The 12,331-nt window shown below is 73.9% G+C and carries 13 protein-coding genes and 1 tRNA gene; 12 read left to right on the forward strand and 2 right to left on the reverse strand.

The features are described from left to right. The first annotated feature begins 155 nt into the window (after positions 1-155). The 3 genes from RM425_RS13705 to RM425_RS13715 all read left to right on the forward strand — a co-directional run bounded on the left by RM425_RS13705 (position 156) and on the right by RM425_RS13715 (position 1,587). Positions 156-644, forward strand: a complete 489-nt coding sequence (locus RM425_RS13705) for a TIGR02611 family protein (protein ID WP_311345774.1) — start codon at positions 156-158, stop codon at positions 642-644. Positions 645-706: 62 nt separating this feature from the next. Further along, positions 707-778, forward strand: a tRNA-Val gene (locus RM425_RS13710). Between the two features lie 86 nt (positions 779-864). After that, entirely contained in the window at positions 865-1,587 is a 723-nt protein-coding gene (locus RM425_RS13715; protein ID WP_311345775.1) for a class I SAM-dependent DNA methyltransferase, read from the forward strand. Here the strand turns inward: RM425_RS13715 and RM425_RS13720 are convergent. Both RM425_RS13720 and RM425_RS13725 read right to left on the reverse strand, forming a co-directional pair. Continuing rightward, positions 1,572-2,987, reverse strand: coding sequence for a multicopper oxidase family protein (locus RM425_RS13720; RefSeq protein ID WP_311345776.1), 1,416 nt, complete (start codon positions 2,985-2,987; stop codon positions 1,572-1,574). The two genes, RM425_RS13715 and RM425_RS13720, sit on opposite strands and share 16 nt — an antisense overlap. Next, a complete protein-coding gene (locus RM425_RS13725; RefSeq protein WP_311345777.1) occupies positions 2,984-3,865 on the reverse strand; it encodes a hypothetical protein in 882 nt (293 codons plus the stop codon). The genes RM425_RS13720 and RM425_RS13725 overlap by 4 nt, the downstream gene beginning before the upstream one ends. A 210-nt stretch (positions 3,866-4,075) precedes the next feature. On the opposite strand from RM425_RS13725, the gene RM425_RS13730 reads away from it, so the two are divergent. The 9 genes from RM425_RS13730 to RM425_RS13770 all read left to right on the forward strand — a co-directional run bounded on the left by RM425_RS13730 (position 4,076) and on the right by RM425_RS13770 (position 12,309). Continuing rightward, the gene (locus tag RM425_RS13730; protein ID WP_311345778.1) at positions 4,076-4,480 is read left to right on the forward strand and encodes an HNH endonuclease; all 405 of its coding nucleotides are present in this window, start codon (positions 4,076-4,078) and stop codon (positions 4,478-4,480) included. 9 nt (positions 4,481-4,489) lie between these two features. Continuing rightward, positions 4,490-5,041 (forward strand): MOSC N-terminal beta barrel domain-containing protein, encoded by a 552-nt coding sequence (locus RM425_RS13735; protein ID WP_311345779.1) that lies wholly within the window; start codon positions 4,490-4,492, stop codon positions 5,039-5,041. A gap of 9 nt (positions 5,042-5,050) precedes the next feature. Beyond that, positions 5,051-6,211 carry a CapA family protein gene (locus RM425_RS13740; RefSeq protein ID WP_311345780.1) on the forward strand — a complete coding sequence of 387 codons (1,161 nt, stop codon included), beginning with the start codon at positions 5,051-5,053 and terminating at the stop codon, positions 6,209-6,211. A gap of 94 nt (positions 6,212-6,305) precedes the next feature. Next, positions 6,306-8,360 (forward strand): threonine--tRNA ligase, encoded by a 2,055-nt coding sequence (gene thrS, locus RM425_RS13745; protein WP_311345781.1) that lies wholly within the window; start codon positions 6,306-6,308, stop codon positions 8,358-8,360. Beyond that, positions 8,357-8,944, forward strand: coding sequence for an HIT family protein (locus RM425_RS13750; protein ID WP_311345782.1), 588 nt, complete (start codon positions 8,357-8,359; stop codon positions 8,942-8,944). Before thrS ends, RM425_RS13750 begins: the two co-directional genes overlap by 4 nt. Beyond that, a complete protein-coding gene (pgsA, locus tag RM425_RS13755; RefSeq protein WP_311345783.1) occupies positions 8,944-9,576 on the forward strand; it encodes a phosphatidylinositol phosphate synthase in 633 nt (210 codons plus the stop codon). The genes RM425_RS13750 and pgsA overlap by 1 nt, the downstream gene beginning before the upstream one ends. Continuing rightward, the gene (locus RM425_RS13760; protein ID WP_311345784.1) at positions 9,573-10,541 is read left to right on the forward strand and encodes a phosphatidylinositol mannoside acyltransferase; all 969 of its coding nucleotides are present in this window, start codon (positions 9,573-9,575) and stop codon (positions 10,539-10,541) included. The genes pgsA and RM425_RS13760 overlap by 4 nt, the downstream gene beginning before the upstream one ends. Beyond that, positions 10,541-11,746, forward strand: a complete 1,206-nt coding sequence (locus RM425_RS13765; protein WP_311345785.1) for a glycosyltransferase family 4 protein — start codon at positions 10,541-10,543, stop codon at positions 11,744-11,746. Before RM425_RS13760 ends, RM425_RS13765 begins: the two co-directional genes overlap by 1 nt. An 11-nt stretch (positions 11,747-11,757) precedes the next feature. Next, positions 11,758-12,309: a LemA family protein gene (locus RM425_RS13770; RefSeq protein ID WP_311345786.1), complete on the forward strand. Its 552-nt coding sequence runs from the start codon at positions 11,758-11,760 to the stop codon at positions 12,307-12,309. Positions 12,310-12,331 lie beyond the last annotated feature (22 nt).

Below are 12,331 nucleotides of genomic sequence, written 5' to 3' on the forward strand. Positions count from 1 at the left end.
GCCGAGGACGGTTCGGAAACCGTTTTGGGGCAGACGTGACCGATGAGGTTCACGACGTCGATCGAAGGCACCGGCCGGACGTAGGCTCCGGGGGGCGATCCCACGATGCGGGCGGACCACGATCCGGGAGGTGCACGCTGAGCGGACAGGAGACCGTGGCCCCCCGGAGTCCGCGGCCGGAGGGCGAGTCGAGGGACGAGCGGCGGGCCCGCTTCGACACCGACGACATCACCTCCCTCCGCGAGCGGGTGGCCGACGCCAGATGGCGTCGACGGGTCGCGGCCCGTCGGAGCACCGACCACGTCTACCGGGTGGTCGTCGGGGTCGTGGGCGGACTGATCGTCGCCTTCGGACTGGTCACCATCCCGCTCCCTGGGCCGGGGTGGCTCACGGTGATCGCCGGGCTGTTCATCCTCGCCAGCGAGTTCACCTGGGCCGAACGGCTGCTGGAGTACACGAAGGAGCGGGTGAGCCGCTGGACCGACTGGGTCGGCGCCCAGCCGCTGTGGGTCCGGGTGCTGCTGGGCCTGGTGACGGCGGCCTTCGTCTACGGCGTCCTCGTCCTCACCCTGCGCCTGTTCGGTGTCCCCACCTGGATGCCGGACTGGGTGCCGCTCTGGCACCAGCCGCCCGCGTCGCGGTGACGCGGCACGTCGGGGTGGGTGCCCTTCCGGCGCAGCGCGTCTGGCACAATCGGACGCGCAACGGGCGATTGGCTCAGTGGTAGAGCGCTTCGTTCACACCGAAGAGGTCACTGGTTCGAACCCAGTATCGCCCACCCGGGGCAGGCCCCTGACCAGCAGAGATGCTGATCAGGGGCCTTCGTCGTCGTCGGGCCCGTCGGATGCCCCGTAGCCTGCCGACGTGACCGAGCCGGCGCACCTCACCGCGACCAGGGCCGGCTACGACGCCCTCGCCGACCGGTACGGCGAGCTGTCCCAGGCCGCCCTGGACGGCGCTCCGCTGGACCGGGCGCTCCTGAGCGCCTTCGCGGAGATGGTCGGCGCGGACCATGCGGACCCGCTGGTCCTCGACGTCGGCAGCGGGCCGGGCACGATCGCGGCTCACCTCGCGGGGCTGGGGCTGCGGGCGCGCGGCATCGACCTGTCGCCGGCCATGGTGAGCCGCGCACGCCGGGACCACCCCGGGATCCGGTTCGACGTGGGGGACATGAGCGCGCTGGGGCTCGGCGACGCCGCAGCGGCCGGACTGGTCGCCTGGTACTCACTCATCCACGTGCCCACCGGCCGGCGGCAGGAGGTGATCGACGAGTTCCACCGGGTGCTCCGGCCCGGCGGACACGTCCTCCTGGCCTTCCAGGTCGGGGAGGACACGCTGCACCTCGACGAGGCCTTCGGTCACCCGGTGTCGCTGGACTTCCACCGCCTGCGCGTCGACGACGTGGCTGCGCTGCTCGTCCGGTCGGGCTTCGAACCGACCGCGCGCCTGGTCCGGGCGCCCGACCCGACCGGTGCGGCGGCGAAGATCCCGCAGGGGTTCCTCCTGGCCCGCAAGCCGGCCCAGGGCTCGTCGGTGCGGCGCGCCACCCGGGACGGCGGAGGTGGCGCGGATCAGGGGGAGGTGTAGCGCACCAGCCGCACCATGCCGTCGGTCATGTGGTGGTGGTTGTGGCAGTGGAACAGCCAGTCCCCGGGGTTGGTGGCCAGGAAGTCGAAGGTCACGGCACCACCCCGGGCGGGCACGGTGACGGTGTCCTTCACCGGCCCGCGACCCGACGGCGTCAGCACCTGGAAGTGGTGACCGTGCAGGTGCATCGGGTGCCACTTCGCGCTGGTGTTCCGCATCGTCACGCGCACCCACTCGCCCTCGGCCACGGTCAGCGGATCGGCGTCGGGATAGCTCTGCCCGCTGATCTCCGTTCTCTGCAGCGTGAGGTCGAAGACGCGGTCCGGCGCACCTGCGGGCAGCTCCGGCGGCTCCACCGCCAGCAGGTCCCCGTACGTCGCCGGCCGGCCGTCCAGCTCCGTCGGCCAGGCGGTCACCGGCGGCGACGACGACGCCGGGCTGCCCGCGTACCGCAGCACCGCGCGCCCCCAGCCGGGCCGCCCCTCGGGGGCCACGCCCACCTGCCAGGCGCCGTCGCGTTGGTCGAGGTGCAGCAGGACGTCGTAGCGCTCGCCCATGCCCAGGCGCAGCGCGTCCACCGTCACCGGTTCCACCGGCATCCCGTCGGTGTGCGTGACGGTGAGCCGGTGTCCCGCCACGGCGAAGCGGAACCCGGTGTCCGCGGCGATGTTCATGACCCGCAGCCGCAGCCTGTCCCCGGGACGGCCCTCCATTACCGGCGGATCCTCGGGCGGGCGGCCGTTGACCAGCAGCAGGGGATAGGTGCGGCCGCCGAAGGAGACGGCCGTGGTCGGATCGCCGTCGACGGCGGCCTCCGGGGGCAGTCCGCCGTGGTCGGTGTGGTCCCCGCCGTCGTCCAGCCCGTCCGCCCAGTCGTCGAGCATGAGGGTGTACTCGCGGTCGTAGGCCAGCGGTTCGTCCCGCGGCTCGACGATCAGCGGTCCGTACAGCCCGCGGTCGAGCTGCATGCCGACGTGCGAGTGGTACATGAACGACCCGGCCACCGGCGTGCGGAACTCGTACCTGAACGTCCCGCCGGGGGGCACCGGACGCTGGGTCACGTCGGGAACGCCGTCCATCCCGTTCGGCGGCGCGAGGCCGTGCCAGTGGACCGTGGTGTCCTCGGGCAGTCCGTTGTGCAGCCGGACACGCAGGGTGTCCCCGGCCCGGAGACGGATCTCCGGACCGGGGACCGTGCCGTACCCCCACGTCGGCACCTCGTGGCCGGCGACGTCGAGGATCACCGGGCCAGGCTGCAGCGACAGGCCGCCCGGGGTGGCCGACGGTCGTCCGCCACCCCCGGCGCACCCCGTGGCGGCGGCCAACCCCGCTGCGCTGAGCGCGAGGAAGCCGCGCCGGGTCACGGACAGCCCGGCGCCGAGGTCGGGAACGGCGCTCATTCCACGGTGAACTCTCCGACCATGCCCAGCGTGAAGTGCGGCGCCCCCTCGCCCGGCATGTCGATGTGGGTGGTCCCCTCCGGGACGAAGCAGACCGCGGCATACCGGCCCGGCTCCATCTCCATGAAGGTGGTGTCGCTCTGGCCGGGGTCGGCGAAGGCGACGCCGACGAAGGTGGCCATGCTCATGGCCTCCTCCTCGGGCAGGGCCAGCAACTCCTCGATCGACTGGGTCACACCCTCGTTGATCCGGACGAGGCCGATCTCGTGGACCTCCTCGCCCTCGTTGTTGAAGGTCACCGCGACCGTGCCCGCCGGCACGGTGTCGGGAAGCCCCTCGTACTCGTAGTCGACGCCGGTGGCCTCGATCTGCTCGTAGCCGCAGTTGTCGATCATGTACTCGTCGACCGCGGCGTCGGCAGTGAGGAACTCCTCGCTGATCAGCATGCTGTCGTCGCCGGTCTCCAGCACCTGCCGGATCTGGCTGACGAGAGTGTCGACGTCCTCGCTGACCTCCTCGGGAGCGGTCTCCTCGGCCTCCTCGAGGGACGGCTCCAGCTGCTCGCTGAACTCGAGCATCGCGGCCTCGAGCTCCTCGGGCGGCGCCGTCTCCGGGTCCACCGGCGGGCCCTGACTGGAGAGCGTCTCGACGTCGACCACCGCGGAGCAGAACGCGTCGACGTCGCCGCTGCCGCTCTCGGTGGTCCCGGTGGTCTCCGTGCTCTCGGTGGTCTCCGTGTTCTCGGTGGTCTCCGTGCTCCCGGCGGCCGTGGTGTCCTCTCCGCCGTCGTCGTCCGTTCCGCAGGCGGCCAGGGCGGCCGCCATCAGGAGGGCGGCGCCGCCCGTGGACCAGCGGCGCAGCCCCATACGTCCCGTCATGTCCTTACCTGCCTCCCGCCGGAGCGGACGACGCGCTGTCGGCCGCCATGAGCGAGAGGGTGAGGTCACCGGGCTCGCTGCGGGTGATCTGCATCACTCCAGACCGTGGTCGCGGCAGGCCCGCATCGCGATCCGGAACGCACCGCTTCCGGTCGGCAACCTGGCGTACGGACCGGTGCATCGCCGGCTCGTGGTGGACCATTGCAGGGGATGTCCCGCCCCGCCGCTCAGTCCGCCCGCGCGGTGCGCCTGCTCGCTGTCCTGGAGCGGGACGGCGCGACGTGCGTCTGGTGCGGCCGGTGCTTCGCCGCATTGGTCCTTCCCACCACCGAGCACGTCGTCCCCCGGGTCAAGGGCGGCCCCTCGCGGCTGGAGAACGAGGTGGCCGCCTGCCGTCGCTGCAATGCGGAACGCGGGCACCGCGGCGCGGTCGAGTGGCTCGAGGAGTGCCTGCGCCGCGGGTGGGCGCCCGACGAGGCCCGGCTGGCCCGCTCGCTGGCCGCGCTGGCCGCGGTCATCGCCCGCGAGGGCGGGCAGCGGCGCGCCCGCCCGCACCTGGACGCCCAGCTGCGCCGTCTCCGCCGCCGGGGGAGCGGCCGCGCGATGCCCGCCTAGATTCGGACCGTGACGACGACGGCGGGCCGGGTGGCGCGGATCTGGATCTACCCCGTGAAGTCCATGGGTGGGACGTCCCGGGACCGGGTGCGGCTGCGGCCGGCCGGGCCGGAGGGCGACCGGGTGTGGTCGGTGGTCGACGCCGGCACGGGGGAGGTCTTGCGCGGCAAGCACGCGCCCGGGCTCGCGGGCGTGCTGCCGACCGGGGACCCGGACGCCGACGCGCGGGCCGTCACCGAGGCGCTCGGCCGGCCGGTGCTGCTGCGCGCCGCCGGGGAGGGCTCGGCGGCCGACGTGGCGGCGGTGCACCTGGTCTCCCGCCAGGCGATCGACCGTGCCGCGGCCGGCAACGTCCCGGAGGGCTGCTCGGCCGACGATCCCCGCGCGAACGTCCTGCTCGACCTGGCAGACGGGGACGACGAGCGCAGCTGGGTCGGGCGCACCCTGCGCATCGGCGCCGCGGAGCTGACCGTGACCCGCACGCCGAAGCACTGCCTGGGGATCTACGCCGAGGTGCGACGCCCCGGCGAGATCGGCGTCGGCGACGCCGTCCTCCTCTAGCCTCCCGCCGTGCCGCGCTGTCGATCCCGAGCCCTCGCCGTCCTGACGGCGCTGCTGCTGGCCGGCTGCACCGGGGACCCGCAACCGGGGACGGCGGAGGAGTCGGTCAGGGTCCCCGCCCCGCAGGCCACGGCCCCGCAGACCACGGCCCCGCAGACCACGGCCACGGCGCTGCCGCCGCCCGACAGCTTCACGCTGGTCGCCACGGGCGACGTGCTGGTGCACCAGGGCCGCGCGCTCACCGGCGGCGCCCGGCAGCCGGACGGCTCCTACGACTTCGCCGGCGTCTTCGCGCCGGTCGCCGATCTCATCGGGGACGCCGACCTGGCCATCTGCCACCTGGAGACGCCGGTGGCGCCCCCGGGCGGCCCCTACCGCGGCTACCCGAGCTTCAGCGTCCAGCCCGAGATCGTCGACGCCCTCGCCGGAGCGGGCTACGACATCTGCTCGACGGCGTCCAACCACTCGCTCGACGCCGGGTTCGACGGCCTCACCCGCACCCTCGACGCCCTGCAGCGGGCGGGTATCGCGGCGACCGGCACGTACCGCACCGAGGCGGCGAGCGCGCAGCCGACGATCGTCGACGTGGGCGGCGTGCGGGTGGGCCACGTCGCCGGGACGTTCAGCCTCAACGGGGTGCCGCTTCCTGCGGGTCGCGAGTGGTCGGTCGATGTCGCCGATCTGCCGGACGTCGCCGGGATGCTGGCCGGGGCGGCGCGGGCGCGGGCCGCCGGTGCCGACGTCGTCGTCGCCAGCCTGCACTGCTGCCAGGAGTACGACAACGACCCGACGGAGACCCAGGTCGCCGCGGTCCGGACCCTCCTGGCCTCGCCCGACGTCGACCTGGTGCTCGGCCACCACGCGCACGTCGTGCAGCCCTTCGAGCGGATCGGCGACGAGTGGGCGGCCTACGGGCTGGGCAACCACCTCGCCGAGCACGCCACCCGCGGGTACCCGACCGAGGACTCCGTGGCCGCGCGGTTCACCTTCACCCGGGGTGCCGACGGGCGGTTCACGGTGACGACAGCCGAGGCGGTGCCCCTGCGCATCCAGACCGGCCAGGGCGCCGTCCGCATCGTGCCGGCGGACCCGGAGAGCTTCACGCGCATCGCGGGCGTCCTGGGGCGGCGGGGTGCGGTGGAGGCGGGACTGGAAGTCGTCCCGGGGTGAGAGCGGTCGCGCACTAGGCTCGGGTCGCAGTCTCCCACCGCCCTTGTCCCACCCCACCGCCCTTGCCCCACCCCGCCACCCCTGGAGTGCTCTCGTGTCGACCCCGCCCTCGCCCACCGCTGCCGTGTCCGTGCTGCGGGTGCCGGCCGGGACGACGGCGATGCAGGCGCTCAAGGAGGCCGGTGTCCCGCTGAAGGGCCCGGACGGCGCCGTCGTCGTCCGCGACGTCGCCGGCGGCGAGCTCAGGGACCTCGCCTGGACCCCGGACGCCGACGCCGAGGTGGAGCCGGTCCCGGCCGCCAGCGCCGAGGGCCGCGCGGTGATCCGGCACTCGGCCGCGCACGTCCTGGCGCAGGCCGTGCAGGAGCTCTTCCCCGGCACCTCCCTGGGCATCGGGCCGCCGGTCGAGAACGGCTTCTACTACGACTTCGACCCCGAGCGGCCCTTCACCCCCGAGGACCTGACCGCCCTCGAGAAGAAGATGACCGAGATCGTGCGCGCCGGGCAGCACTTCTCCCGCCGGGAGATCAGCGACGCCGACGCGCAGGCCGAGCTCGCCCACGAGCCCTACAAGCTCGAGCTGATCGGGCTCAAGGGCGGTGCCGGCGATGCGGCGGAGGGTGCCGACGTCGAGGTCGGCGGCGCGCAGCTGACGATGTACGACAACCTGGACCCCCGCACCGGTGAGCGGGTCTGGACCGACCTGTGTCGCGGCCCGCACCTGCCGCGGACCTCGACCATCCCCGCCTTCAGCCTGACCCGGTCCGCGGCCGCCTACTGGCGGGGCAGCGAGAAGAACCCGCAGCTGCAGCGGGTCTACGGCACCGCGTGGGAGAGCAAGGACGCGCACAAGGCCTACCTGGAGCAGGTCGCCGAGGCCGAGCGCCGCGACCACCGCCGCCTGGGCGCCGAGCTCGACCTCTTCAGCTTCCCCGACGAGATCGGCTCGGGCCTCGCGGTCTTCCACCCCAAGGGCGGCGTCATCAAGCGAGAGATGGAGGACTACGTCCGCCGCCGGCACATCGAGGAGGGCTTCGACTACGTCGGCACCCCGCACATCAGCAAGGGCGGGCTGTTCGAGACCTCGGGGCACCTGCCCTACTACGAGGACACCATGTTCCCGGCCATGGACCTGGAGAACTCCCAGTACTACCTCAAGGCCATGAACTGCCCGATGCACAACCTGATCTTCCGGTCGCGCGGGCGGTCCTACCGCGAGCTGCCGCTGCGCTTCTTCGAGTTCGGCTCGGTCTACCGGTACGAGAAGTCCGGCGTCGTGCACGGGCTGACCCGGGTGCGGGGCCTCACCATGGACGACTCGCACAGCTACGTGACCCCGGAGCAGGCGCCCGGCGAGATCCGGCACCTGATGGACTTCGTGCTGGGACTGCTGCGCGACTTCGGACTGGACGACTACTACCTCGAGCTCTCCACCCGCAGCGACGATCCGGGCAAGAAGGACAAGTTCATCGGGTCGGACGAGGAGTGGGCCAAGGCCACCGCCGTCCTCGAGCAGGCAGCGCGGGACTCCGGCCTGGAGCTGGTGCCGGACCCGGGCGGCGCCGCGTTCTACGGCCCGAAGATCTCGGTGCAGGCCCGCGATGCCATCGGCCGGACCTGGCAGATGTCGACCATCCAGTACGACTTCAACCAGCCGGCCCGCTTCGGGCTGGAGTACACGACCGCCGACGGCGGTCGGGCCCAGCCGGTGATGATCCACTCGGCGAAGTTCGGCTCCATCGAGCGGTTCTTCGGCGTGCTCACCGAGCACTACGCCGGTGCCTTCCCGGCCTGGCTCGCACCGGTCCAGGTCGTCGGCATCCCGATCACCGACGAGCAGGTGCCCTACCTGGCCGACGTCGCGGGGAGGCTGCGGCAGCACGGCGTCCGGGTGGAGATCGACGACTCCGACGACCGGATGCAGAAGAAGATCCGCACCGCCAGCAAGCAGAAGGTCCCGTTCGTGCTCCTCGCCGGCGCGACCGACGCCGAGGCGGGTGCGGTCTCCTTCCGCTACCGCGACGGATCGCAGCGCAACGGTGTCCCGGTGGACGAGGCGGTGGCACAGGTGGTGGCCTGGATCGCCGCGCGGTCCAACGTGGACCCCTCGGCCGCCGACGAGCCGGCCGAGACCGTGGAGGCCGGATGAGCGAGCCGGGCCAGGAGACCTACCGGGTCGCCGTGTCCTCGGACGACGACGGCCCCGCCGCGGTGTTCGAGCACCTCTGGACGCCGTACCGGATGGCCTACATCCGCGGTGAGGGCAAGCCCACGGGCGCGCACGACTGCCCGTTCTGCGTCATCCCGACGATGAGCGACGAGGACGGCCTGATCGTCGCCCGCGGGGCGACGGTGTTCGCCGTGCTCAACCTCTACCCGTACAACGCCGGGCACCTGATGGTCGTGCCGTACCGGCACGTGCCCGACTACACCGACCTCACCGCCGACGAGGTGGCCGAGCTCGGCGCGGTCACCCAGACGGCGATGCGCGTGGTCCGCGAGGTCGCCGGCGCGCACGGGTTCAACATCGGCATGAACCAGGGCGCGGTCGCCGGCGCCGGCATCGCCGACCACCTGCACCAGCACGCGGTGCCGCGGTGGGGCGGGGACACCAACTTCATGCCGGTGCTGGGGCTGACCCGCGTGCTGCCCCAGGTGCTGCGGGAGACCCGGGTGCTGCTGGCCGAGGCGTGGCAGCGGCTGGACGCGGCACCCGCGGGTGGGCAGCTCTGATGCTCGGCGTCAACGCGCGTCCCGCCGTCGCCAAGGTGGTCGCCCCCATCGTGCCGGCGCTGGTGCGGGCGGGGATCACTCCCGACATGGTGACCATCACCGGCACGGTGGGGGCGGTCGTCTCCGCGGTGTTCCTCATCGGCTCGGGCCACCTGTTCTGGGGCGCCTTCGCCGTCTGGATGTTCGTGATGCTGGACATGCTCGACGGTGCGCTGGCCCGCGCCCGGGGCGGCGGCTCGGTGTTCGGCGCGGTCCTGGACTCCGTCGGCGACCGAGCCGCGGACGCCGCCATCTTCGGGGCGCTGGCCTGGTGGTTCTCCGGCGGCGGCGACAACCGGCTGTTCGTCCTGCTGTCGCTGATCTGCCTCGTGCTCGGCGTCCTGACCAGCTACATCAAGGCGCGGGCCGAGGGCGTCGGTCTGTCCTGCGACGTCGGCATCGTCGAGCGCACCGAGCGGCTGATCATCGTCCTCGTGGGCACCGGCTTCACCGGCCTGGGCATCCCGTACTCGCTGCACGTGGCGCTCGTCCTGCTGGTCGCCGGCAGCGCGGTCACGGTGGCCCAGCGGATGGTCGCCGTCCGCAGGGGTGCCGCGGGCGCTGCCCTCCCGCAGTCCTCGCCGCAGCCGTGACCGGGCCGGCGGGTCTGCGCAGCCGGCTCACCGGCCGGCTCACCGACGCGGGGTACGCGGCCGGGTGGCGGGCGGTGCGGATGCTGCCCGAACCGGTCGCCCGCGCCGGGTTCGACCGGGGCGGCCGATGGGCGGCCGGCCGGGACGGCACCGGGGTGCGCCAGCTGCGGGCGAACCTCCGGGTCGCCACCTACGGAAAGCTCTCCGAACCGGAGCTCGACGAGCTGACCGGCCGGGCCATGGCCTCCTACGCGCGCTACTGGCAGGAGGCCTTCCGGCTGCCCACGCTCGGCATCGACCGGATCCGGCGGGACACCGAGGTGCCCGGCCACGAGCTGATCACCCGCGCACGCAGCGAGGGCCGGGGGGTGATCCTGGCCCTGCCGCACAGCGGCAACTGGGACGCCGCCGGCGCCTGGCTGGCCGACTGGCTGGGCGAGCCGTTCCTGACCATCGCCGAGCGACTCGAGCCGGAGTCGCTGTACCGGCGGTTCCTGGCCTACCGCGAATCCCTGGGCATGAAGGTCACCCCGCTGACCGGCGGCCCGAAGCCCGGCTCCGAGGTGCTGCGGGCCTGGCTGGCCGACGGCGGGGTGAGCTGCCTGCTGGTCGACCGCAACTTCGGCACCGGTGGCGTGCCGCTCGAGTTCTTCGGCCGGCCGACCCTCCTGCCCAGCGGCGCCGCGCTGCTGGCCGCCCGCACCGGCGCCGCGCTGCTGCCGGCCGTGCCCCGCTTCGACGGGCCGGGTTGGCGGATCCAGGTCCACCCCGAGGTGCCGGTGACCGGCGAGGGGCGGCTGGCCGCCCGGGTCGCCACCGCCATGCAGGACGTCGCGGACGTCTTCACCGCGGGCCTGGCCGAGCACCCTGAGGACTGGCACATGCTGGGCCGCATCTGGGCCGACGTGCCACCCGACCCACCCCGGCGGGCGGCGGGCGCCGCGCCGGACCGGGCCGCCCGCTGATGCGGATCGGTCTCGTCTGCCCCTACAAGTGGGACGTTCCCGGTGGGGTGCAGTACCACGTGCGCGACCTGGCCGAGACCCTGCGCGCCCTGGGCCACCACGTCGAGGTGCTCACCCCGGCCGAGCGCGAGGAGTTCCTGACCGACCCCTGGGTCACCTTCGCCGGCCGCACCGTCCCGATCCCGTACAACGGCTCGATGGCCAGCGTGCAGTTCGGCCCGGTCTCGGCTGCCCGGGTGCGCCGGTGGCTGCGCGAAGGGCGCTTCGACGTCGTGCACGTGCACGAGCCGGCGCCGCCGTCGGTGGCGCTGCTGGTCTGCATGATCGCCAGCGGGCCGATCGTGGCGACGTTCCACGCCGCCACGACCCGCTCCAAGATGCTGGCCGCCTTCGGGCCGGTGGTCCGGCCCTGGCTCGAGCGGATCAGCGGCCGGATCGCGGTGTCCGACTTCGCCCGCCGGGTGCAGGTCGAACACCTCGGCGGCGATGCCGTGATCATCCCGAACGGCGTGCACGTCGACGCCTTCGCCTCCGGCCCGCCGCTCCCCGCCGCGGCCGGCCCGGCCCCCACGGTCGGCTTCCTGGGCCGCTTCGACGAGCCGCGCAAGGGCCTGCCCACGCTGCTCGAGGCGATGCGCACCGTCGTCCGGCGGCACCCCGGTGCCCGCCTCCTGGTCGCCGGCCGGGGGGACGCCGATGCGATGCAGCGCCTGGTGGGCGCGGACCTGCGCCCGCACGTCGAGCTGCTGGGGGAGATCTCCGAGGCGGACAAGGCGGCGTTCCTGCGCACGGTCGACGTCTACTGCGCGCCGAACCTGCTCGGCGAGTCCTTCGGCGTCGTCCTCATCGAGGCCCTCGCCGCCGGTGCCCCGATCGTGGCCAGCGACCTGGACGCGTTCGCGCGGGTCCTGGACGGCGGAGAGGCCGGCGTCCTGGTGCCCCGCGGCGACGCGGCGGCCCTCGGGCAGGCGCTCGGCGACCTGCTCGCCGACCCGGAGCGGCGGAACCGGTTGAGGACCCGGGGCGCCGAGGTCGCGCGCGCGTACGACTGGCCGGTGCTCGCCGCGCGGATCCTGGCCGTCTACGAGACCGTCGTCGCGCCCGGGAGCGCCGGGGTCACGGCCCGCGAGGGCGACGACGTCCCGACACCGCCGCCGACCGGTGTCGCGCCGCGGAGCTCCCGCTGGAGGGGCAGCTCCCGCTAGCCTTCGGCGTCGTGGGTGCGCACGCGTGGATGTGGACGGCCGTCGCGGTCGTCGTCGTCCTGCTGCTGGTGTGGGCGGCCTGGACCCTCGTGCGGCTGCGGCGCCTCGCCGGACGGGTGGCCCGGGCCCGGGAGGCGCTGGACGCGCAGCTCCGGCGCCGCGCCGGGCTGGCGGCGGAGCTGGCCCGCGAGTACCCGTGCGCACTGGGTCCGGAGCGCGCCCGCGCGCTCGCGGCGGCGGCGGCCGAGGCACGGTCGACGACGCCGGGGGACCGTGAGGCGGCCGAGAACGCCCTGGGCCGCGAGCTGCGCGACCTGCCCGCCGAGCTGCCCGGTGTCCCCTCCGCCCTGCAGGCCGACCTGGACGGCACCTGCACCCGGGTGGCGCTGGCCCGCCGGTTCTACAACGACGCCGTCCGCGACACCCAGGCACTGCGCGGCAGGCGGCTGCCCCGGGTGCTGCGGCTGCACGCGTCGCGGCCGATGCCGCGGTTCTTCGACATCGACGACCGTCTCGAGGCGCTGACCACGAGCGGCGTGGGAGGGCCCGGCCACCGGCCGTAAGATGGGGGATCGTCCCCACCCC

The organism is Blastococcus goldschmidtiae, assembly GCF_031845325.1.
GTDB lineage: Bacteria > Actinomycetota > Actinomycetes > Mycobacteriales > Geodermatophilaceae > Blastococcus > Blastococcus goldschmidtiae.